Origin of the sequence: Nicoliella spurrieriana (assembly GCF_023380205.1) — a bacterium.
GTDB classification, from domain to species: Bacteria; Bacillota; Bacilli; order Lactobacillales; family Lactobacillaceae; genus Nicoliella; species Nicoliella spurrieriana.
Window position 1 is genome coordinate 592,181 of record NZ_CP093361.1, and the last position, 25,791, is coordinate 617,971.

General features: G+C 53.7%; 3 protein-coding genes. All 3 read left to right on the forward strand.

What is annotated here, in order from left to right; all coding sequences use genetic code 11:
* Positions 1-43: 43 nt before the first annotated feature.
* The 3 genes from MOO44_RS04315 (at position 44) to MOO44_RS04325 (ending at position 25,737) form a co-directional block, all read left to right on the forward strand.
* Complete coding sequence (locus MOO44_RS04315; RefSeq protein ID WP_260117186.1) at positions 44-7,444, forward strand: DUF5776 domain-containing protein; 7,401 nt, start codon at positions 44-46, stop codon at positions 7,442-7,444.
* Between the two features lie 134 nt (positions 7,445-7,578).
* Complete coding sequence (locus MOO44_RS04320; protein ID WP_260117187.1) at positions 7,579-19,266, forward strand: hypothetical protein; 11,688 nt, start codon at positions 7,579-7,581, stop codon at positions 19,264-19,266.
* A gap of 24 nt (positions 19,267-19,290) precedes the next feature.
* Positions 19,291-25,737 (forward strand): DUF5776 domain-containing protein, encoded by a 6,447-nt coding sequence (locus MOO44_RS04325; RefSeq protein ID WP_260117188.1) that lies wholly within the window; start codon positions 19,291-19,293, stop codon positions 25,735-25,737.
* The last annotated feature ends 54 nt before the right edge of the window (positions 25,738-25,791 follow it).

Genomic DNA, 25,791 nt, shown 5'->3' on the forward strand with positions numbered 1-25,791 from the left:
TGCACTCCAAAGTGCTCAATCGGCTGCCACGAATGCTGGGAACATGAACGGCGGCGTGGCAAGTGATGTTGCCAATGCCAATGCTGCCGCTAGTGCTGCGAGCGTGGCTGCTTCCGGTGCTGACCAGGCCTACAGTGGGGTTGCTAACTCAGCCACTTCCATCACTGCTAGTGCTTCAGACGTTACCGCTAGTGCTGTTAATACCACTAGTTCCGCCGTTAACGCAGTTAGTTCGATTGCGACGCAGCATCCAAACGTGGCTGGGATGGACTCAGCGATTGCCCACGCCAGTGCTGCATTTAGCACCGCTAGTTCTGCAAACATTGCCGCTACATCCGCTAACTCGGCCGCTCAAGTTGAGCTAACTAATGCTAGTCAGGCCACGAGTGCTGCCAATAGCGCCCGCGATGCAGCAAGTAGTTATGCCCAGGTGAATGCCGAAAATGCAGCCCTTGCTAATAGCTACGCTGCCCAGGGGAATGAAGCTAGCGCCGCTTCTGCAAGTCAAGCCGCCCACGATGCTGCTGCTTCTGCTGAAGCCCAAGCAGTCATTGCCAGCCAAAACAGCCAATCAGCATCCACTGCCAGTGAGGCTGCTGCAAGTTACGCTAAGGTTGCCAGTGATGCTGCAGTTGCCGCTTCCAGTGCGGTGGATCAAGCTACCGCTGCGGTAGACGATGCTAAACTATTAGCGGATGGTTTCAACGCCAACTCCAGTGCGCAACGGGCCGCCCAGGCTGCAGAAGATGCTAAACAGGCCGCTAGTTCCGCTGCCGTTGATAGCCAAGCAATTACTAGTGCTGCTCAGACGATTGATTCCGCATCAACGGTTGCCGACCAAAATGCGGCTGCGACCGTAAGCAATTCCAAAGCAGTTGATGCCATCTTAGCCAGCAACGCCCAAAACCAAGCGGTGGTCAGTGCTGCGAGCGCTGCCCAAGCTGCGGTTAGTCAGGCGCAAGCTGCGACCCACGCCGCATCCCAAGCAGTCCAAACCGCTGCTAACGCCAGTTCGGTTGCTGATCAACAAACTGCGGTTGCCAATGCGGCCCGCGATGCTGCCAGTTCTGCTGCTAGCCAAGCTGCTTCAGCTGCACAGAACAATGATCCGGAAACGGCGTCAGCAATGACCAGTTCCGCAATTGCGCAGGCAACGTTAGCCAGTTCCGCATCCGATGCTGTTAAATCAGCCCGCGCTGATGCCGAACGAGCTCACCAACAGGCATTAGATGCTGTTACTGCGGCTCAATCTGCCAATACTGCTGCTAGCGATGCAGTCCAAAGTGCTAGCGAAGCAGCAGCGAATGCTGAACGTATCAGCCAAACGGTAACTAGTGATGTTGCGCAAGCTAGTGACGCAGTGAACGCTGCCAGCGTTGCTGCCTCCGGTGCGAACCGCGACTACAGTGGGACCGCCAGTGAAAGCAACCACGCCAGTGCAGCCGCTGCTGTCACTGCGAGTGCGTTTGCGACGACCTCAACTGCGCAAACATCGACGCAGTCCGCTTTCGAAACGGTCGCCTCAATTGCCACGCAACATCCGAACGTGGCCGGGATGGACTCCGCCATTGCCAACGCGAATGCCGCTGTTAATACCGCTGATTCAGCCAATGCGGTGGCATCTTCTGCTAATGCAGTGGCCCAGACTGAGTTAACGCAGGCCCGCGATGCTGCCAGTGCTGCTGATGCTGCCCTTGCGACTGCAAGCAGCTACGCCCAGGTCAATGCCGACCATGCTGCGCTTGCGAATAGCTATGCTACCCAGGGGAACGAAGCCAGTGCAGCGTTCCATAGTCAAGCTGCCGCTGAGGCAGTTTCTGCAGCAATGAGCCAAGCTGCAATTGCCCAGCAAAATAGTCAAGTGGCTTCATCTGCTAGCGTTGCTGCTCAAGCTGCTGCTAAGACGGCGACCGATGCCGCCCAAGCTGCTGCCAGTGCAATCGCGCAAGCCACTTCCGCCGTTGGCGATGCCCAATTATTAGCGGATGGCTTCAACGCTAATTCAATTGCGCAACAGGCCGCCCAGGCTGCTGAAAATGCATCCCAGGCTGCCAGTTCCGCTGCACTGGATAGTCAAGCCATCACGAGTGCATCGCAGCAGGTTGAGACGGCTTCAGCTGCCGTAAATGATTACACGGCCAGCGCCGCTGCAAACTCACAAGCCGTTGATGCCATCTTGGCAAGTAACGGTCAGAATCAAGCAGTGATAAGTGCTGCGAGCGCTGCCCAATCAGCAGTCATTCAGGCCAATACTGCTAGTCAAGCAGCTACTCAAGCGAGCCACATCGCTGCTGCCGCTAGCTCAGTTGCCGATCAACAGACTAAGGTCGCAAATGATGCTCGGGATGCAGCTAGTTCCGCTGCGCAACAAGCCGCCAGCGCTGCTAAGAACAATGATCCAGAGACCGCGTCAGCCATGACGAGTCTTGCGATCACTCAAGCAGCTTCGGCTAGTGCCGCCGCTTCGGCTGTTGCAGCCGCTCGTGCGGACGCTGAACGAGCCCAACAAAGTGCGATTGCTGCATCCACTGCTGCGAGTGCTGCAAATGATGCTGTTGTCAACGCATTGCAAAGTGCCCACTCTGCAGCAGCAAGTGCCGAAATGAATAACTGGAGCGTGGCTAGTGATGTGGCCACCGCTAGTTCGGCTGCCAGTGCCGCCAGCGTTGCTGCATCTGGCGCTAACCAGGATTACAGTGGGGGCCCAAGTGCGACTGAGCACACCGTTTCGGCTGCTTCAGTGACTACTAGTGCGATCAGCGCGGTTGCAACGGCTAGCGGCACCATTAGCTCAGCCGTTACTACGGTGGACGCAATTGCTGCTAATTACTCCAGCGTAGCTGGGATGGATTCTGCGGTGGCCAGTGCGAGTGCCGCTGCTTCAGTTGCTGATTCCGCCCACCAGGTCGTTACTGCAGCTAATTCTGCTGCCCAAGTCGAATTAACGAAGGCCAGTCAAGCTGCCAGTGCTGCTGATGCTGCCCGCGCTGCCGCAAGTAGCTACGCCCAGGTCAATGCTGACCATGCCGCACTTGCTAAACAAAATGCTTTGCAGGGCAACGAAGCCAGTGCTGAATTCCATAGCCAAGCTGCCCATGCGGCTGCATTGTCGGCCGCTAGTCAGGCGACAATCGCCCAACAAAATAGCCAGGCTGCTTCATCGGCAAACGTTTCTGCATCAAGCTATGCCCAGGTTGCTACTGCTGCTGCCCAATCCGTGACTGCTGCAGTTGCACAGGCACAGTCCGCTGTGGACGATGCCCAACGACTAGCCGATGGCTTCAATGCGAATGTGAGCGCCCAACGGGCATCGCAAGCCGCTGATAATGCCACTCAGGCTGCTAGTTCAGCTGGAAGCGATAGCCAAGCCATCGCTTCAGTTTCAAATGCAGTGGCTGCCGTTGCCAGTGCTACCAGTCAAACCGCCGCTAGCGCAATTGCGAACTCCCAGGCATTGGATACGATCCTTGCCAGTCATTCACAAAACAAGGCCATCGTCAGTGCTGCGACCGCAGCTGCTGTTGCAGTTAGCCAAGCCAGTGCTGCTAATCAAGCCGCTGCCCAAGCGGGCCAAACAGTAGCAGCAGCCAGCAGCGTTGCTGACCACCAAACGCAAGTGGCCAATGCCGCTCGCGATGCCGCAAGCTCCTATGCTGCCCAGGCTGCATCCGCTGCGAAGAATAATGATTCAAAAACAGCGGCTGCCATGACCAGTGATGCGATCGTGCAAGAAACGGCTGCCAGTGTCGCTTCCGCTGCCGTGGCTTCCGCTATGGCGGATGCGCAACGCGCCCAACAAAGTGCGGTGGCTGCTTCAACGGCCGCCAGTGCTGCGGACCAAGCCGCTGCAACCGCACTGCAAAGTGCCCAATCTGCAGCGACTGCTGCCGGTAAGAACACCGCCAGTGTTGCTAGTGATGTCGCAATCGCTAGTTCCGCTGCAATTGCCGCTAGTGTGGCTGCTTCCGGGGCCAACCGCGATTATAGTGGAACCGCCACTGAAAACAACCACGTGAGCTCCTCAGTTTCATTAGCCACCAGTGCTGCTTCCGTAACTGCCAGTGCGGTTACAATGACGCAGTCTGCTTCCGTTGCCGTTAATTCGATTGCTACCAAGCATCCAAACGTAGCTGGGATGGATTCAGCAATTGCACACGCCAGTGCAGCGTTTAGCACCGCCAGTGCAGTTAATACCACCGCTAGTTCCGCGAATGCAGCCGCCCAAGCTGAATTAACCACGGCTAGCACTGCTGCTAGTGCGGCTAATACTGCCCGCGCTGCTGCAAGTAGTTACGCGCAGTTGAATGCTGATAACGCCGCCCTTGCCAATAGCTATACGGCTCAGGGGGCTGAAGATAGTGCCGCTGCTGCCAGTCAGGCTGCTGCGGATGCTGCTCAATCCGCAGCTAGCGAAGCGGCGCTTGCTCAACAGCACAGCCAGGCTGCTTCATCAGCAAGCGTTGCGGCGTCAAGCTATGCCCAGGTCGCAATTAGCGCTGCTCAATCAGTCGCTGCCGCAATTGCCCAGGCCAATTCTGCCGTGGGTGACGCCCAATTATTAGCGGATGGTTTTAATGCTAGTTCTAGCGCCCAACGGGCATCCCAAGCTGCGCAAAATGCTAAGCAGGCTTCTGGGGCTGCTGATGGTGATTTACAAGGAATCGTTAGCGCATCAAGCGTTGTCAATGGCGCCTCGAGCGCTGCAATCGTCAATGCCAATAGTGCTGCTACGAATGCGCAGTCAATTGATTCAGTCCTAGCTAGTCAATCGCAAAACCAAACGGTGCTTAGTGCCGCCTCAGTTGCGCATTCTGCAGTTAGCGCTGCGCATGCTGCTGCTGATGCTGCCGCTAAGGCGAGTCAAGCGGTGAGTGCAGCGAACTCGCTTGCGGCTCAACAAACTCAGGCCGCCAGTGCCGCCAGTGCTGCCGCTAGTTCCTATGCGGTGCAAGCATTATCAGCTGCGCAAAACAATGATCCAGAAACCGCTTCTGCAATGACCAGCCTTGCAATTGAAAAGGAAACGGCTGCTGCTTCAGCCTCCACAGCGGTTAAATCTGCTCGTGCTGATGCTGAACGGGCCCAACAAAGTGCGCTGGATGCATTTAATTCAGCTGTTGCTGCGAGTGATTTTGCTGCCAATGCATTCCGCAGTGCAGCATCCGCTGCCCAAGCTAGTCGTGATACGAATAGTGGCGTGGCGAGTGCGGGGGTAATTGCTAGTGCTGCCACGAATGATGCTGCTTCGGCTGCTGCTGGAGCAAACCGTGATTACAATGGGAATCAACAGTTCGCAAACCATACGCAATCATCCGCATCGCTTGCTAATAGTGCTGCTACGACCGTTCAACAGGTTGCTCAAAGCGTCACTAGCATTGCAGCAGTTGCGAGTGCAATTGCTAACTCCAATGCGACTGCGCCTGGCATGAGTGCCGCCATCAATGCGACTAATTCTGCTTCAGTGGTAGCAAGTAGTGCTGCAGCAACCGTTGTGAGTGCCAATACTGCTGCTCAATCAGAATTAGCCCGCGCCAGTCAAGCGGCCAGTGCTGCCACTGCTGCTCGTGATGGGGCAACTAGCTACGCCCAAGTGAATGCAAGCAACGCCTCAATGGCGAATAGTTATGCTGCTTTGGGGAACGTACAAAGTGCTGCCGCTTATAGTCAGGCGGCCTCTGAAGCTGCGAGTGCGGCTTCGGGACAAGCTGCAATTGCCCGGCAAAATAGTCAGGTTGCATCAATGGCCAGTCAAGCTGCGGCTAGTTATGCAGCGGTGGCTGCATCCGTGACCGTAATTGCCAGCACCGCTGCGACGTTGGTTCGGCAAAATGCTAGCCAAGTTGCAACGATTGCTAGTGCCGGGGCGGGCCTCAAATCGCTAACGACCAATAGTCAGGCGTTGAATTCAGTTGGCAGCCAAATTAGTGCCAACACGGCTCAGTTCAGTGCGAACACCGCTAGTGGTTACAACTACGGTTCAGTTGCCCAATCCGCAGTTAGCCAGATTAGTAGTGACCACAGTGTTGCCATCGTCACCGTTGGCAAGCTAAGTTCCTACCAAGCTGCAAACCCATCTAATGCGCAATTATCAGCATTGAACAGTCAGGCCCACAGCGCGAACGTGATCGTGAATTCAGCCAGTATCGTTGCTGATCGAGCCGCTAGCCAAGCAGTGCTAGCCACTAGTCAGGCGAATAGTGCCGCAGCGGTCGTGACAAGTGCGAACTCAACGGCGGTTAGTGCGCGTTCCAGTGCTGCCAGTGCGTTTACGGCGGCTTCGAACGCCTATGCTGCTGGTAGTTATGCGCTTGGTGATAGTTATGCTGCATTATTCAATGGCTACTCTGCAGCGGCCGTAAGTGCTGCAAACACCGCATCGAGTGCGTTGAGCATGTTTAGTGTTGCCAGTTCCACTGCCAGTTCTGCTGCTAGTCAGGCGCTTAGTGCTGCTAGCACGGTCAGAAGCGCAACTAGCTTTATTAGTAGCGCTAATCAAGCTGCTAGTTCACTGCTTCCAACCAGTGCGACCCAGTCATCAGCAACTTCAGCTTCGACTGCCTCATCTGCTGCAAGTACGAATTCTTCAGCTGCCTCTTCAACGGCAACTAGTTCTAGTTCCAGCACCAGTGCGGTTGAAAATGATAACTTCCTAAAGGGAGTCAATGATGCTAAGGCAAAGACCAATGATCAAGAATTGGCTACGGATAGTGCCTACGTTGCTGGGCGGACCGGCTACCTGGCTGGGAGTGCCGCTGGTTATAATGGTAAAAAACCTGCCGCACTCGCAAGTGATGCTAGTCAGTATGACCAGGCCTATGCAATGGGTGTGAGTGCCGGTTATGCTGGCTACAAGCAACAGGTTAAGCTTGGGAAGCAACGGGCTGCCACTGGTTACCTTGCCGTTGGTTCGTTGAAGCAACGATCTAAGGGTTACCGGGATGGGTACCTGAAGGCTTACAATGCTCAGCTGGCTAAGTACCCACGGTATATCTATGCGAAGGATGCTATTTACTCCTATCAATCCGCTACGTTTAATAAGGCGCTGCGGAAGGCATTGCATAAGAAGCAACCACGGACGAAGGCCATCCAATACCGGATCGACCGGGTAACGATTTCTAAGTCCGGGTTGGTTCGCTACCACGTTAAGGCCCTCCTTGATGGTAAGGATACAAACAAGTACAGCGGCTACATTACTGCTAACCGCAAGTACATTGTGAATACCTACTACCAAAGCACGCCAACGACGAAGCAGGTTCGGGTGATCAATGACCGCGGAATTCGAATCCATGCGGCCACTAAGTTCAACCGGGCGACTTCGACCCACGTTAAGCAGGGAACGAAGTTAACCGTGAACCGAATTGTTAAGTACAAGGGAATCACACGATTCTACATTGGCAATGGTAAGTACATTACCAGTAACAAGAAATTCGTTAAGTTTATTTAATACTAAAAAAGGTAATTAAATTGGAATTTAAGTCCATTTTAATTACCTTTTTTTGATGATAAATTCATGATAAGTACGCTAATAAATGTTACACTAAGTATCGTAAAATATGATTGGATTAGGGAGATGTCCAAATGCTTTATAATAAATCACAATTTCATAAAGTAAACGATAAAAAAGTACTTAAAAAAGTAAAGAAACAATGGGTGGTTGTATCACTATCTATGTTGGCCCTCCTTGGTGGGGGTGCGGTCTTCACTGATGGGACCACGAATGCAAGTGCAGACGTTACAAATACTGCTAATGCTAACTCACAGGGATCAACTAGTGCCAGTGGGCAATCAACTGATGCTGGAAGCAGCAGTCCGTCGGTTTCTGCATCGAGCGGGACGGATGTGACTAATAGTACACCTGCTGCCACTAGTAACACTAATACTGATGCAACTATCTCCAGTAGTGGTAGTGGGACTGTCGACACGACTAGTAACGCACCGTCCAGTTCTGATGTTAAGTCGTCCGCCAATGCTACGAATACCAGCAGTGCTAGTCAGACGAACACTAACGGCAGTGCCAATGATCAGTCAATGACCAGTTCCACTAACAGTACCGATAATCATTCTGTTAGTTCAACGGCAGTAAGTAGTAGCGCTAACGATCAGGCCGCTAACTCTAACGGCGGGAGCAGTAGTGCCTCAAATAGCAGTACGGCTTCAAGTGGTTCCGCAAGCAACGATGCTGCTTCGGGGACCTCAAGTAGTACTGATAGTAATGCCTCAGCTAGTGCTTCGGCCAGTGCTGAAGTTAGTGCCGGGTTTGCGGCCGCTGAATCCGCTGCGTTAGCTGGGACCACGCTCTCAGGTAATAATGATGCTAACTTCAATGCGGGGGTGACCAAATATAATGCCTCTGCCGCAAGCGTTTCGTTATTGGATGCCGATGATGGCTTAGATGATCGGATGGGTGATAATTCTTCCGGATCAGATAGTTCGGTGTATAGCTCCGTTTATTCAGCTGCCTATGCCGCTGCTCAAAACGGTTCGTCATACGCTAATAGCGATAGCAATGATTCCGCGGTTGCCAGTGCAATTGCTGATGCAAGCAGTGCTTATAATTCATACCACACCGCATTTAGCAGTGGGTTTGCAGCCGCTTCATCCGCTGCATTAACTGGCTCTTCAGCTAACAGTGTTAATGACAGTGCATTTAATAGTGGCTTGCAAGCTTACTACGCCGCCAATGCTGGTGCTGTGGCTGCCTGGAACTCACTGCATTCTGATGATTTAAAGTCGGCCGATGATAAGACCGATTCGTTTGCCGCTAGCAACGTTTTTTACTTAAATGGGTACAATGCAACCATTAATGCTTTCACGACCTATAGTAGTGCTAACTCCGGTGTCGGAACCCTTTCCGGTGCGGATGCTTATGGATCTAATACGAACACCACCAGTCAAACGAGCGGTTCGGTAGATTTAGCGAAGAAGGCACAGGTGGTCAATTCACCAAGTGACAGTGCTCAAGCTACTTCTGGATTAGATGTACAATCTTCCGCTGCTGGCAACTTAGCTGGGACTGGGATTAACACTGCGGCTCCTGATCAAAGCCTTGCTTACAACTACGCCGTCGACTTCCTGTTGAGTCGGCAGGGGGCCTATGATGCTGAAACCGGCCGGTGGAACGGATTGAATGGTTCTACGGTATTTAGCGCAAGTGGCACTAGTAATAACCCTTACACCCAGGCTTATCAGGGAGCAACTGCTGCAATTAGTAGTAACCAAAGAGGCAATATCTTTAGTGTTAGTGCTTTAAAAACACCACAAACGAATGCTTATACCTACGGATATAACGATGTGGCCAATAAGGTCAATAACCAGGGGATTGTCTTTGTTGACAGTACGAATGCATATAATAATTATAATAATTTCGTTAATACTACTTATAACCAAAGTGGGACCCACGAACTGCGGTTTACTGCTGATATTAATATGGGCAATCAAAATTATTTATCGTATAGTTCAAATAACAGTGTTAATTTAATTTTTAATGGGCAAAACCACGTGGTCGATTTTGGTTATACGACTAGAATTATTAATTTTACTAATTCAATTACCGTTGAAAATATGCGGAAAGAATACGCATATGATTATTATGGTCCGATTAATATGCAGGGATCCACCAGCGGGAACATGATCATGCGTAACATTAACTTCGAGGGGTCACAACTCTTTAATTCAACTAACGCAGGAGTGATGTTAACAATTGATGGGACTGTGAATGCTTTGAGTGAGGCTTCATATACTAGTCCATATAAAAATAACTATGTGACAATTGCTTCTAATCAGCAAAATATTCAAACTGCTAGTATGCAGTTATTAAAGGGCGCTAGTTATTATGGAACGACTAACAATGGGAATGTAATTGAACTTAGTGGGAGTTTAACCCTTAATGATGGTTCACATATGGTACTGATTCCTAATGGTACTAGTGGTGAAAACGTCGGTGCTAATGGGGCTTCTGCTAGTGTTAATGAAGGGTTAGTTCTTATGAATTCATCAAGTAACCTAAATATTAATCCAGGTGCTAACTTAACGATTAAACCTGGGATTGCAAGCGGCAATAGTAGAAATACGGCAATTTCTACAGCGACTGGTTCTACCGTTAACATTAGTGGTGGAACGTTAGATGTTGAAATGGATGGTAATTCTGCTAATGGAGCTCCGGTTAATCTGAACGGGAACGTTAACGTCCAAAATGATGGGTATCTCATTGCCCATGGAACCAGTAACCTAACTAATTTTGGTGGCAATCTTATTTCCGTTGGTGGAAACCTAAATGTTAAGGGTCGTGGGAATTTAGAGATTTATACTGACGGGAAAAGTACTAACCAATCAATGAACCTACTCTATAATGGTGGGACTGTGGTTATCAATAACCCTGGAAGTAGAGTTCTCTTTAGCCTAAATGGTCTTAATAATGACCAGGGTGGCAAGGGAGTCGGAAACATGTTCCAAAATCCTGGAAACATCACTGCGTATGCAGTTCAGGGAACCTTGGATGATAAGACTGATTCTAAGCCCCAATACATGATTAGCATCAAACAAAATAATGCCTTAATGACGGTTTATGATGTCAGTGGAAAACAGGTAGCCGATCAAACGTTGAATCCATTTCAAAACAGCGCATCTAAGTATCTCGCATTTAATGGAGTTCCGACCGTCTTCATTACCGGTTCGACCAACTTAGCTCACGATGATAGTGCCGCTTCTAAGTTCGATGTTAATACGACGCTACAATTGAATAACGTTTCTGATACTAGTGGCACTGTTTATGTGCGGGTAGCAACTAATGATATTGATGAAACGCCAGATTCCGAAACGGGTAGCAAAACGATGTTAACCGATTCTGATCAAGCACCTGGCAATGGTAGTGATTCTGACTACCGGAATGCATATACGGTCGCAATCCCAGTTTCTGCATTTCAAAGTCAGGGTGACGGGGTCTATACCTATAAGTTTGCCCGGCCGTTAAATGCGGTTACCACATTGCCTACTAGTGTTAAGGTGACTGCTCAATACGGCGTTACTAACAATAGTACTGAAATCAGTAATTCCAATGGTGGAACTGTCACGACTAATCAAACGCATAACCCTGCCACTGGGGCAATCACTAATAATTCTACGACTGCCTCTGGGACCATTACGGACAACGCTTCCATCCCTAGCACGACTGGTGCATCCACTAGTTCCGCAAATAGTCAGGCGGTACTTGCTAATTCATATGCATCCCAGATCCCGATCGATTCAATCACGAGTAGCGCTAGCTCGTACTCCAGTGCTGCTGCTTCTGCCTCGTCCGTAGTGAATAGCTATGCTAGCACTGCTAGCTCCCTTGCTAATGACAGTAGTGCAATGAAATCTAACGTTAGCTATGCCAGTGCCGTTAATTCAGCTTCGAGTGCGCTAAATAGTTTGAACGCCGATGCATCCAAGCAATCAGCATCCGCTCAATCGGCCAGTGCCGCGGCTAGTGCAGCGATTTCAAATGCATTTGCTGCCGCCAGTGCCGCTAATTCGTATGTTGGCTTGGCATCAAGTACTGCCAATACGTTCGCGAGTGCCTCTGGACCTAGTGCCCAAAGTGCGGTGAATTCAAAAACTGCTAGCTATGCATCGAACGCCGCTTCAGCTGCTAGTCAAGCATCCGCTTATTCAGCTGCGATTTCATCAATTAACAATAACGGGGTTCAAGCGGCTTCTAAGGCCATTGCTGATGAACAATCAGCGGCCATCCAAGCCGGTGCGTTAAATTCACTAGCGACTGTGAATACGATCAACAACACCAGCTCCGCCGCTTCTGACACCGATTCGCATGCGTCCAAAGCGGATGCTGAAAATAGTCAGATCAGCAGTAATTATACGACTGCTAGCTCGAATGCATCCACGACCGCAAGCATTGCGAGTCTCTATTCGGATAACGCTACGATTCAAAGTGACCAGACTAAGGCATCGAATGCCGCTGCTAGTGCTGCAGCTGCCGCTACTGCTGGGTCAACCGCTAATAGTACTGCGCAGTCCGCCAAGGGAGATGCTGACGCTGCCAATAGTGCGGCCCAAAATGCTAAAACGGCTGCGAATAGTGCATTCTTCGCTGCTAGCCAGCAATCCAGTATTGCTGCATTATATGCTGCATCTGATCCAACGAAGGCTTCATCTGCAGCTAGTGCTGCACAGTCATATACTAGTATCGCACAAAGTCAAATGGCGATTGCTAGTTCCGCTGGCCAGACCGCCAGTGCTGCACAACAAACTGCATCTGCAGCGGAATCAACCGTTGCTGCTAATTCAACTGCTGCCAGCACCGCTGCTAATGATGCGAGTGTTGCAAATAGTAATGCCAATTCAGTTGCAACTAGCCTGGTCAACAGTAAGGGCAGCACCGCTAATTCACAAGCTGCCGATGCATCCAATGCCGCATCCAGTGCTGCTAATGGGGCTTCAAATGGCGCCTCCAATGCTTCCGCCCGCGCCAGTGCTACCGACACGAATGCTGCTAACACTGCTAATGCTAATCAATCTGCCAGTTCCGTTAATTCAGCTGCAGCGAGTGCTAACGATAACGTTCAATCGCTAGCTGCTGAAAACGCTGGCAATGCTTCGATTGCGAATGCCGCAACGGCTGCCAAGAACGCTGCTTCCACCGTTAGTTCCGCAGCGGGGGTTGCTTCGGCTGCGAATAGTGCTGCCCAAGCTGCAAAGAGTCAGGCTGATAGCGACAATGCAAAGGCGGCCTCTGCTAACAACGTTGCTAGCTCCGCAGCCAACGTTGCTGCCACTCAATCTAAGGCGGCAGCTTCATACGCAGCTGCTGGTAACCAATCGGCAGCATCCAGTGCCGCTAGTGCTGCCAGCGCTGCTGCAATGACCGCGAATACTGCGGCAAGTGATGCTACCAGTGCCAACAACGATGCTAGTGGCGCTGCTTCAACCGCGGTTAGTGCATCGACTACCGCATCGAATGCGGCAAGTACGGCCGCCAGTGCTAATTCAGCCGTTCAATCGGCTAATGATTACATTAACTCGGTTACCGGTGGGGCTTCTAAGGCTGCAAGTGATGCTAATACTGCGGCATCGAATGCGGCAAGTGCTGCTTCTGATGCTTCTAATGCGGCATCGAATGCATCGAGTGGTGCTGATCGCGCCGCTAGTTCCGCTGCCGATCACGCTAGCGCTACCAGTGTCTCATCCAGTCAAGCTGCTCAATCGATGGGGTCAGTGGCCAGTGCATCCAATGCTGCTAATAGCTTAAGCAATGCCTATCCGGACAATGCAATCGCGAACTCAACGGCTAGTTCCGTAAATAGCATTGCAAATGCTGCTTCGCTTGCATCGAGTGATGCCACTGATGCTTCCAGCGCTGCAAATTCAGCGAGCGTTGCCGCTAGTTCATATGCGAGTGCTGCTCGCTCGGCTGCCAGTGACGCCAATACGCAAAGCTCAACTGCTGCTTCTGCTGCCAGTGTGGCGCATTCCTACGCCAGTGCCGGCAACTTAGCTTCTGCCCAATCAGCTGAACGGGTTGCCCAGACCGCTCAAAACGTTGCTAATCAGGATAAAAATAATGCTCAAACCGCAAGTAGTGCCGCCGATGCACAGGTAGCAGCCGGATCCTCAGCTGCTGCTAGGGCTGCTAGCGCTGCTGCTACCGTTTCCAGTGCGGCTAGTGCTACCAATTCAATGGTCGCTAGTGCTACGGATGCAATCAACCATGCGAATGCAGATGCATCTGGTGCATCTGATAATGCTTCGAAGGCTAGTCAATACGCTAGTTCGGCTGCCAACGCTGGCTCAAATGCTGGCCAACATAGTTCAGGGGCCGCTAATGATGCTTCCAATGCTGCCATCTCTTCTTCTGCAGCTGCTAGTGCTTCGGTGGTCACTAGTCGTGCTGCTTCGAATGCGGGGAGCGCTCAATCGATTGCCCAATCAGCACTGAATGATAACGCTTCGGATGCATCAATTGCTGCCAACGTAGCAGCTGCTAACTCGGCATCATCGGTTGCATCAAGTGAAAGTGCAGTGGCTTCGAGTGCCAATAGTGTGGCCCAATCGGCTAGTGCAGCTGCATCCACCGCTAGTTCAACTGCTGAATCCGCTCGATCAGCGGCATCCAATGCTGCTAACTTGGCTTCAAGCGCGGCGAGTGTTGCTGCTAGCGCTGCTGCCAAGGGTGATTCAACGGCAGCTTCCTCAGCGAGTGTTGAAGCTGCTGATCAAGCTGATACCGCTTCAAATGCCGCTAGCACGGCTAACGCCGCTAATAATGAAGCTGCTATGCAATCCACAACCGCTTCCAACGCAGCGGTCAATGCTTCGAATGCTGCCGATGCTGCCAATCAGGCTGCGTCTGCTGGGAGTTCAGCTGCATCATCTGCTCAATCTAGAGCCGCAATTTTGGATTCATCCAATGCCTCGTTGAGTGTCGACCGGGCCGCCAATGCAACGGATGCCACCGCTGCCCATTCTAGCAATGCCGATCGGTATGCCCAAACGGCAGCGAGTGCGAATGCCAGTGCCCAATCGTCGAATGCGCAAACAACCTCATCAGCCCAAGTGGCTAGTTCCGCTGCGCAAGTGGTGAATTCAATTGCCAATGATAGTGCGAATGCTGGCAATTCAGCGATTAGTAGTGCTGTAAATAGCGCAAATCAGGCGAGTGTTGCTGCTTCCACTGCCAGTTCAAATGCCGCCAGTGCCGCTAATGATGCCAGCACTGCTGCCAAATCTGCCGCGGATGCTGCAAATACGGCTTCGACCGCTAATGCATCGGCTGCTGCTGCTAATGCAACCGTTGCCAGCCTTGCTAGTGCTAAGTCCTATGACTCAAAGGCAATTAGTGCCGCCACTGCTTCCGCAGATGCTGCTAATGCTGATGCGTCAACTGCTGAAGCCAACGCCTCGAGTGCCGCCGCTTCAGCTAAGTCTGCATCGAATCAAGCCGCTAGTGATTCATCAACAGCGAGTGTCGCTGCGAGTGCTGCTAAGAACGCCCAAAGTAATGCGGAAGCAATCAGCAGCGCCATTTCTGCGAATAGCGTTGCCGCTGGTCAAGCCACCAGTGCCGCTTTAGATGCTAATTCTGCGTCTGAGCATGCCAATGCATTGAGCACCACCTCCAGCAGTGTTGCAAGTGCCACGAATAATGCAAGCGCGAGTGCCAGTGCTGCGCAATCCAATGCAGCCTACATTCAATCGATTGCTAGTCAAAATCCAACCAATGCATCATTACAAAGCGCAGCCTCGAGCGCCGCTACAGCTGCTGCCAGCGTTGCTGCTGCTAGTTCGACTGCTGCCAGTGCTAATTCAGCAATCCAATCAGCTAATCACAGCGCCAGTGCCGCTGCTTCGACTGCCGCTAGTGCTAACGTTGCTGCTAGTTCCGATGCGGACGTTGCCGCCAGTGCCAGTGCCGCTGCCGCAGCTGCAGCCAACGCCAATGATCCAGTGACCGCTGCTAAGCAGGCTGCAATTGCGAGTGCTGCTGCTGTGAAGGCGTCCAACGATGCTTCGAACGCAGCGAGTGCCAACGCTGCAGCTTCAACCGCTGCGGATTCAATTAGTTCCGCTGCGACGGCATTCAGTGCGGCTACTACTACAATCAGTAGCGCTGCCACTAGTTTAGCAAGTGCCAACACGAGCGTTAGTTCCGCTGCCGATGCTAGCTATGCGACTGCCGTTTCAAGCGCGGCCGTTCGTGCGAATGCTGATGCCGGTTCCGCTACTGACATTAGTGGCTCTGCTGCTAATAACGCCACCGATGCATCCCTGAAATCAAGTCAAGCCAGTTCCGCAGCTAACCAGGCTAGCCAATCTAACACCGCGGTTAATTCAGCCGCTACGGTGGTGAACAGTTTGAACAGTCTGAATAGCAACAACCCGGTTGTCGCCTCCGCTCATTCTGCGGTTGCCTCTGCTAGTGCGATTGCTAATGCTGCGACTGCCGATGCCACCAGCGCATCCGCCGATGCCGCCAGTGCCAAATCGGCCGCTGATGCTGCAACGGCCAGTGCCAATGCAGCTGCGACGGCTGCTTCCAATGCAGCTGGCCAGGCTAATTCGTATGCTGATGCTGCCAGGGGGACGACCGGTGCAACCGCCTCGCTCCTTGCCAGTCAAGCCGCTGCCGCTGCTGCGACTGCTGATAATGAACTCGCGAATGCCACCGCTGCCTCGAATGCTGCGAACACCGCTGCCCAAAGGGCCACCAGTGCTGCTCAACGGGCTGCAAATGACCAAGCTGCTGCTTCCAGTGCAGCCCTAGTAGCTTCCAATGCCGCTAACGATGCCATCAGTGCCATTTCTTCTGGAATCAGTAGTGCTAACAGTGCCAATCAGGTTGCTGGGACCACCGTTTCTGCTGCTAATACTGCTGGTTCGAACGCCGTTAGTGCCACCAGTTCCGCAAGTTCAGCTACCAACAGTGGCTCCACGCAAACCAGCGGTGCTAGTCTAACCGCTAGCTCGGCTGCCAACGGGGCGAACCTGGCTGCCCAGGATGCAGCTGCACTAGCGTCTGCGAACCCAGATAATCCTTCGCTCGCCGTTGCCTCTGATCAGGCCTCGAGTGCCGCCTTTGTTGCTAGTTCGGCCGCAAGCGTTGCCAGTTCGGCTTCACAAACCGCATCAAGTGCAGCCAGTGTTACCAACTCGGCCAATGCCGTTGCTTCGAGTGCCAATGATGACATTCGTGCTGCCAACAGCGACTACGCCTCCGCCGCTGCCGTTGAAGCTGCCGCAGCAAAGACCAGCAATAGTGCGTTAGCATCCAGTGCTGCCAGTGCCGCTGCCTCTGCAGCTGCCCGGGCCCAATCTGGAGCGACAATTGCGAGTCAAGCCGCTGCCACCGCTTCTTCAGCCGGCGTTGATGCTTCCAATGCCGTCACTGCCGGAAATCAAGCTGCCAGTGCCGCCAGTGCTGCTGCTAGCACCGCCGCTAGCGCCGATAGCACTGCCACCGCGTTGAACTCTGCTAAACCATCCGATGCAGCGAGTGCCGCAAGTGCTGGTAATCAGACTGCTGCCAGTGCCACGAGTGCCGCTAGTTCGGCTGCTTTGGTGACTGCACCGCTTGCTCAAACCACGAGTGGGGATGCCGCTAATGCTGATCGCTATGCCGAGGTTACCGCCACTGCTAACAATGGGACTGGCAGTTCCGCTAGCCTCGCAAACAGTGCTAATGCTCAAACTAGTCAATTTGCTGCCCAAGCACCATCGAATTCGACCATCAGTAGTGCCGCCTCCGTGGCGAATGCTGCTAATTCAGTGGTAAATAACGCCAGTTCACTTGCCACGAGTGCCAACCAAGCGGCTGCCAATGCTAAGTCCGTGGCCGATGCGGCTGCCAACACTGCTAGTCAACAAAATGCAATTGCGACCTCAGCTGCCAGTGCCACCAGTACGGCTTCGGCTGCTGCCGCCTCCGCATACGCTGCCGGCAACACCACCGCTGGGGACCGGTTTGCTCGGCAGGCCAGTCAAGCCGCTAGCGATGCTGCCGCCGCAGTGACAAAGGCGCAGGGCGCCACGAGTGCTGCTAGTTCCGCCGTGGTGGCCGCATCAAATGCTGCTTCTACCGCGACCGCTGCTAGTTCGGCGGCTGCATCTGCTGCCGGGGTTGTTAACAGTGCCCTTAACGTCGCATCGACTGCTGCATCGACTGCTGATCAAGATACCACCGGGGCCGCTAATGATGCTAATCAAGCATCCAGTGCCGCTTCGGTAGCCAAGTCCAATGCTACAGCTGCTAACGCCGATCAAGCTGGCGTAAGTAGCGCCGCTTCTGCAACGGAAACGGCATCCAGTGCCGCCAGTCTCTTTGCTAACAACACTAGCTCTGCAAGTACGACTACGGCAGCCATTGCTTCCACCCATCCAAATGACGCCAGTGTTACTAGCGACGCTAGTACCGCTGCATCCGCTGCCGTGGTTGCCAGTGATGCCAATCAGACCGTGAGTTCCGCTGCTGGAACCGTCCAATCCGCTAGTGCTGCAGCTAGTTCGGCAATCGCCAGTGCTAATACAGCTAGTTCCAATGCTGAGCTTGCCGCAAGCACCGCTAGTTCCGCCGCCGTGGTGGCCGCTAGTGCTGCTGCCAAGGGTGATCATTCAACTGCGGCGTCCGCTAGTGCGGTCGCTGCCCAGCAAGCCGCCAGTGCAAAGGCTGCTTCTGATGCTGCTGTGGCTGCACGCTCCAATGCTGATCGTGAGGCGACCGTGGCTTCTTCGGCCGCTACCGATGCTGTTTCTGCCGCTGCCGTGGCCAGTGCTGCCAACGACGCGGCCAGTGCGGCTACTAACGACGCCCAATCTAGAGCGGCGAGCTTGAATCCAAGTGATCCAACCGCCAACGCAGACCGGGCCAATAGTGCGTCGGTCGCTGCCGCTTCCAATGCAGCCGCTGCTGACAGCGCTGCTTCGGTTGCGTCGGTTGCAAATAGCGGGGCCAGTGCGGTTCCAGCCCAAACTAGTTCGTCGCAGCTTCAGACGACTTCAGCAACCGGGGTAACGAATTCGATTGCTGCTGCCCATCCTAACAATGCCGTGTTGTCAGCCATCGCTGCCACGACTAACGATGCCGATCGGGCCGCTAGCTCTGCTAACGCCGATGCCACCATCGCGACTGCTCAAGCGAGTGCTGCGAACCAATCAGCCCAAGCTGCGAAGACCGCTGCCGCCTCGGCTGCCGTAGTCGCCAGCTCAGCTAATTCGGTTGCCATTAGTGCTGCAAATGTAAAACCATTTGATGCTTCGGCCTCAGCAATTGCATCTAAGGCCGCTAAGGATGCTGAATCCGCCAACGCAGTGGCTTCTGCTGCCCAAACCAGTGCCGTTTCAGTTGCATCCGCTGCTCAATCGGCTTCGCAACGGGCTGCCACCGATTCATCATTAGCTCAATCCGCTGCCGTAGCTGCAAGCAATGCTGCTTCAAACGCCACTGCCATCAGTGGTGCCATCGCCAGTGCTAACTCAGCGGCTAGTTCTGCTAGTGCGGCTGCAAGCAATGCTGCATCGAATGCAACCAGTGCTGCTAGTGGCCAACCGAACGGGCCAAGTGATGCTAACAACGCTGCTTCCCATGCTGCTTCGGTCGGTGCAATTACAGCGAGTGCCGCGACAACGGCTAGTGATGCTAGTGCCACTGCGCGGGCTACGGCTTCCAATGCCGCCACCGCCCAATCTGTCGCCAGTGCAAACCCATCGAATGCGGGCGTTCAATCCGCTGCCGAAGTTGCGAGTCAAGCGGCTTCGAATGCATTGACCGCTAGCTAAGCTGCCACCAGCGCTAGTGCTGCATTGCAATCAGCAAGTGTTCGGACGACGAACGCTTCCTCAACTGCCACTAGTGCTAACTCAGTTGCCACTGCCGCTGCTGCTGAGGCTGCTTCTGCGAGCGTTGCCGCTTCGACTGCCGCTGCTAATGGTGATCCATCAACTGCTTACAGCCAAGCCAGCGTTGCTAGTCAAGCTGCCGCTAAGGCAAGCAGTGCTGCTAACGCTGCTAGTGCTGCCAATGCTGACGGTTCTGCTGCCGCCAACGATGCGGACGCTGCTGCCAAGAGTCTTGATTCAGCGAACCAAGCATTGGCTTCGGATGGGCGGGTAGCCGCTAGTGCTACTGCCACCGCTAATTCAATGGCGGATGCTGGTAACACTGCTGCTGCACAAACTGCTGCTTCGACTGCGAACTCCGCCAGTGTTAGCGCTGATATTAACACCGCTGCTGCCGGTAATAACGGCAACGACGCTTCGGTGAAGTCCAGTCAAGCGAGCGTTTCATCCAGCCAGGCGAGTGTGGCGACTGGCGCGGTCAACACTGCTGTTACAACCGTTAATTCGTTGAATAGTCTGAATGGGGCCGATTCAGTAGTTGCCGCCGCTAGTTCAGTGGTGGCCTCCGCTAGCTCGGTCGCTAATTCAGCTTCTGCTGACGCAACGTTGGCATCTTCAGACGCTAACAGTGCAAAGAATGCCGCTGATAGTGCGACTGCAAGTGCGAATGCTGCTGATCAATTGGCTTCAAACGCAGCCTTTAAGGCCAACTCGTATGCCACTGCTGCTAATTTAGCCCATGGTTCTGCTGCCGTGCGGTTAGCTAGTCAAGCTGCCTCTGCCGCAAATGAAGCTGCTGCGGCTTCCGCCAACGCTAATTCGGCATCGAATGCCGCCAACGCTGCGGCCCAAAAGGCTACGAGCGCTGCATTGCGGGCTGCTTCTGATCAAGCCCTGGCATCGAATGCTGCCAATGATGCGACTAGTGTCGCCAGTGCTGCTAGCAGCGAAGTTGCCGCTGGAATTGCGAGTGCCGATGGGACCACTAGTTCCGCAGGTTCGGTGACTGCATCTGCAGTTGCAAATGGTTCCACTGCGACTAGCACTGCCAATGTTGCCAGTGGGGCAACCAACGGTGCTTCCGCTCAAACGAGCAGCGCTAATTCCACCGCCAGTGCCGCTTTCGATAGCGCTAACCTAGCTTCACAGGATGTTGCTTCGATCGCAGCTGCCAACCCTGGTAATTCATCAATTGCCTCTGCAGCAACGAAGGCCTCCCGGGCTGCAAGTCTTGCTAGTTCGGCAGCTAGCGTTGCCAGTGCTGCGCACCAAAGCGCTTCCAGCGCTTCCAGTGTTGCTAGTTCTGCCGCTGCGAAGGTTGCAAGTGCCAATAATGATATTCAATCTGCTAATCAGGATTATGCTGCCGCTGCGAGCGCTGAAGCTGCTGCCGCTAAGGATGGTAACCGTTCTGCCGCCGCTAGTGCTGCTGCAGTTGCCGCTGCCGCTGCGAACCGGGCTCAATCGGCTGCCAGTGTTGCTAATTCAGCAATGACCGCTGCCAATGATGCCGCCAGCGCCGGGGCAAGTGCCACTGCTGCTGGCAATCAGGCTGCCAGTGCCGCCAGTGCTGCTGCGAGTGATGCGGCTGCCGCCGACAGTGCCGCTAATTCGCTGAATCCGACACCAGTGGATCCAACTTCCGCTGCGAATGCCGGGAACAGCACCGCAGCTAGTGCTGTCAGTGCGGCTAGCTCCGCTGCTTCAGTGACCGGGCCAATCGCTAGTTCGACCAGTTTGGATGCAGCGAATACCGATCATGATGCCAAGGTGGCTTCGGATGCTAATGATGGGGCGAACGATTCGGCTAGCTTAGCGAACCAAGACACCAGTTTCGCCAATCAGGCTGCTCAACAAGCACCAAGCAACACGGTCATCAGTAGCGCTGCTTCAGTGGCTACTTCTGCGAACGCAGTGGTGAGTTCCGCTGCTTCCACCGCCGCTGGTGCCAACAGTGCTGCCGCCAATGCTAAATCAGCCGCTGACTCCGCAGCTGCCGATGCTAGTCAACAAAATTCGGTTGCCCAATCAGCAACCAGTACCGTTAGTGCTGCTCAACAGGCTGCATCATCTGCATATGCCGCTGGGAACACCACCGCCGGGAACCACTTTGCACGACAAGCCAGTCAAGCCGCTGCAAATGCGAGTGCTGCAGCTATTCAGGCTCAAGCGGACGCCAAGACCGCTAGTGCTGCTGCGGTCACTGCATCGAGTGCTGCTTTTACCGCCACTTCCGCTAGTGCGGTTGCTAAGTCGGCAGCCAATGATGTAGCCAGCGCCTTTAGCGCGGCTTCAGCCGCCGCACAGGCTGCTGATGGGTACACCAATGGAGCTGCCAATGATGCTAAGCGGGCTTCCAGCGCCGCTTCGGTGGCCAACTCCAACGTTGCTGCCACTAGTTCGAATCAATCAGGGGTCACCAGCGCTTCCTCGGTGGTTAGTTCTGCCGGGAGCACTGCCACCAGTGTTGCGAGTGCGGTCAGTGCTGCGAGTGCTGCAATTTCATCGGCTGACTCGATTGCCAGTGCCGGTGGGCACGCTAATGATCCTCAAATCGCAAGTGATGCCAGCGTTGCTAAATCAGCTGCTTTGGTTGCCAGTGGTGCAAATGCCACCGTCAGTTCCGCTACTTCAGACTTTAATGCCGCAAGTTCTTCTGCAAGTGTGGCAATTGCGAGTGCAAATGCTGCCAGTTCAACTGCCGATACCGCTGCCACTAACGCGCAGTCTGCCGCCAATGCTGCTGCTAGTTATGCTGCAACGGGGAATGACTCCGCCGCAAGTTCCGCCAGCGTTGTTGCTTCTGAACAAGCGGCCACTGCGATGGGTGCATCAGATGCCGCTGTTAGTGCCCGTGCTCGTGCTAATACGGCTACTGATGCTGCATCAAAAGCCGCTAGCAAAGCTGCATCTGCCGCTTTCGTTGCTAGTTCAGCCAATGCGGTGACAAGTGCCGCCGTTAACGACGCCCAATCACAGGCTGCTAATTTGAATCCAACGGATCCGACCGCTAATTCTGCGCGGGCCCACAATGCAGCCTCAGCTGCCCAGTCAAATGCGGATGCTGCTGCCAGTGCTGCAAGCGTTGCTGCCAGTGCTAATCAGGATGCCACCGTTAGTTCGTCAAACGCTGATACTTCCAATCAACAGACGGCTTCGGCCACGAGTGCTGTGAACGCAATGGCAACTAGGTATCCAAAGAATTCCGCAATTGCTGCCGCATCCAACACGGCTAGTCAAGCCACCGCTGCCGCTAGTTCCGCTGCAAACGATGCCTCAATTGCCGCCAGCCAAGCCAGTGGGGTTAACGCCACTGCGCAATCCGCAAAGGATGCAGCCACCACTGCCGTTTCCGCTGCAAACGCTGCTAATGCTGCGGCTGCCAGTGCTGCACAGGCCAAGCCATTTAACGCGAGTGCTTCTGCAATTGCTGTGAGTGCTGCTCAGGCTGCCGAATCAGCCAATGCTGCTGCCTCAACGGCGCAAAGCAATGCTTCCAGTGCGGCCGTTGCTGCTCAATCGGCATCCGATCGGGCTGCAATCGATGCATCATTAGCTAGTTCTGCGGCTGCGGGTGCAAAGACTGCACAGGCCAATGCTAGTTCCGCTGTGCAAGCATTATCCGATACGGCTACCGGTGCTTCGTCGAATGCAAACCACGCGGCACAAGCCAATGATTTAGCTAACCGTGCTACGAGTGGCACCAATTCCGCTGCCACCCTAGCGGCTAGTTATGCTAGTCAAGCCGGTGATTCAACCAGTAGTGCTAGTGGTGATAACACCGCGGCCTCCACTGCGGCTAGCCAGGCCAACCAAGTTGCTGCTAACTATCCAAACAACATCCAGGTCCAATCCGCTGCGAGTGTTGCTAGTTCAGCTGCCGGAGTGACGAGTGCTGCGAATGCCGATGCACAAGTTGCAAATACCCAGGCGCAATCAGCTAGGGATGTTGCCAGCAGCGCTGCCCATGCTGCTGATCAGGCTAATTCAACTGCCAGTGGTGCAAACAGCGCAGCTGCCAGTGCCGCTTCAGCAGCACAGAGCTATGCTAATGATGGGGATCAAGCTGCCGCCCAAAGTGCTAATGCATTAGCCTCACAACAGGCCTCGACCGCCAGTTCCGCTGCCAGTTCCGCAGTGGTTGCCAGTCAAACCGCGTCAACGGCAGTCCAATCTGCAGCTAGCGCTTCAGTTAGAGCAGCTAGCGACGCTGCCAACGCCAGTGCTGCCGCATCAACGGCTAATTCAGCCAATGCGACTGCCTCGATGGCTGCATCTGCTCAGGATGCTGCGACCAAGGCGGCTGAGGATACCGTTAAGAATGCTTCATCCCACACCGATCAGACTGCTGGCCAGGCCAACAGCGCCCAAGCTGCGAACAGCTCAGCCAATGACCATGCCAATGCTACCGATTCGAATGCCGTAGCAATTCAAAACATGGCTGCTGCAGCGCAATCAGCCGCTGCTGCTGCTAATAGCCTAGCAACGAATGCACCCCAAAACACCAGTGCGCAAAGCTATGCGCGTGACGCAAGCACGGCCGCTGTAATCGCTAGTTCGGTTGCCAGTCAGGCAAGTAGTGCTAATTCAGTTGCCCAAAGTGCTCGCAATGCCGCTAGTGCTGATAATTCACAGGCGGCTGTTGCAAAACAAAATGCCAGTGCAGAAGCTTCAATGGCGTCCTCATTAGCTAGTCAAATGTCCAACGCGGCTAGTGCCGGGGACTTCTCAGCGGTCAACTCGCTCGGTAGCCTGCTTTCGTCAGCCAACAGTGCTAATAACTTGGATTACAGTCAGGCGGTTGCTGCAAACAGCGCCGCTAGTGCTGCGAATAGTGCCGCAAGTTCCGCTGAAGCATTGACCCAGTCGTTGACTGCGGTGGTTACTAGTGCCGCTAATCGGGCCCAAAGTGACTATTTGAACACCTACCGGGTGACCCATTTATCCAACGGGGCTAGTCATTTCATCCCCGCTGCGAGTCAGGCCGCTAGCGTGGCAAGCAGTAACATTAATTCGGTCAATGCCACTGCGAACTTGGCTAACCAATATTCCGTTGCGGCTTCAACCAGCACTTCAAATGGGGCGACCCCAGCTAGTTCAGCCCAACAACTTGCGAGTCAAGCTGTTATGATGGCCGCCCAATCAAACGCAACGCCTGCAATGCGTAGCTTTGCTTCGATTGCCAGTTCTGCTGCTAACACGATTGCAGCTGCATCTGCCGATGCGGTGATTGCCAACAGCCAGGCTAGTTCGGCCACTGCGGCTGCCAATGCTGCGGCTGCCATTGCTAACTCTGCTGCTGGAGTTGCGAATGCTGCTTACAGCGCTGCTGCTAATGCGAATGCTGCGGCTTCGAATGCATATGCGAATGGGGATCAAGCTGATGGCGATAGTTATGCTTCTACAGCTGCCAGTGCCGCTAGCGTTGCTAATCGTGCCGCCAGCCAGGTTGCCAGTGCTGATTCAGTCGTTGCTGCTGAAACAGCAATCGCCAGTTCCGCTGCAAGTCGGGCTGCTAGTGATTATGCAACGATCATTGCGGCCGCTAAGCTGATTTTTGCCCAGCAACCAACGAGTAACAGTGCCAATACCAATGATAGTAGTGCCGCTGATTACTACGACCGGGGAGTTAGTGATGCGAAGGCTGGCCACCATAAGGCCGCTAGTTACCTTAGCTCCCCAAGTTATCAGGGTGGTTTTGATGGCTACCGTGATGGCTACAAGAATCGGGTTCGGCAGACGAACTTCACTGGCAAGACCGCCGTTTACAAGGCTGACTATGCGAAAGCTTATCAAGCTGGACAAGCTGCTTACCGGGCCCAGGTTGCAAAGGGCCGGGCTGCTGCTAAGCGGGCTAGCCTTGCCGCTGGTTCACTATCCGGAAAATCTGCTGGCTACAAGTATGGTTATGCCCGTGAGTTCAACGCGCAGTTGAAAAAGCATCCTCAGTATATCTACAACACCCAAAACGTATACCTGTACACTAATGCGCGCTTTGGGACTGAGACCCGGATTAAGGGGTATGCTAAACAACCACGGAAGCGGGTTGCTGAATTTAAGATTACTAAGATGGTAGTTGAAAAGCACGGTCGGGTGCGTTACTACGTCAAGAGCCACTTGTCAGCTAATGTGACGAGGGGGTATTTGACCGCTAACCGGCGCTTCATTACCAATGCTTACTACAGCAGGGCGGATATGAAGCGGGCCAATCGCCATACCGTTCGGATCATCAATCCGAAGGGGGTCCGGCTCCATTCGACCAAGACGTTCAATAATAAAAACGGTAAGTACTACCGGGCTGGAACTAAGCTCCATGTCAACCACGTAGTTAATCATCATGGAATGACCCGGTTTAGTGTTGGTCATGGAAATTACATTACCGGCAACAAGAAATTCGTTAAATTTATTTAATGTGAATAATTAAATCAGGACATCAAATCGAGATTGAAAAGTCGGTTTGATGTC

Excerpts from the sequence above, each read along its gene's own strand:
- MOO44_RS04315 (WP_260117186.1), top strand. The coding sequence starts at position 44 with ATGAACGGCGGCGTGGCAAGTGATGTTGCCAATGCCAATGCTGCCGCT.
- MOO44_RS04320 (WP_260117187.1), top strand. The coding sequence starts at position 7,579 with ATGCTTTATAATAAATCACAATTTCATAAAGTAAACGATAAAAAAGTA.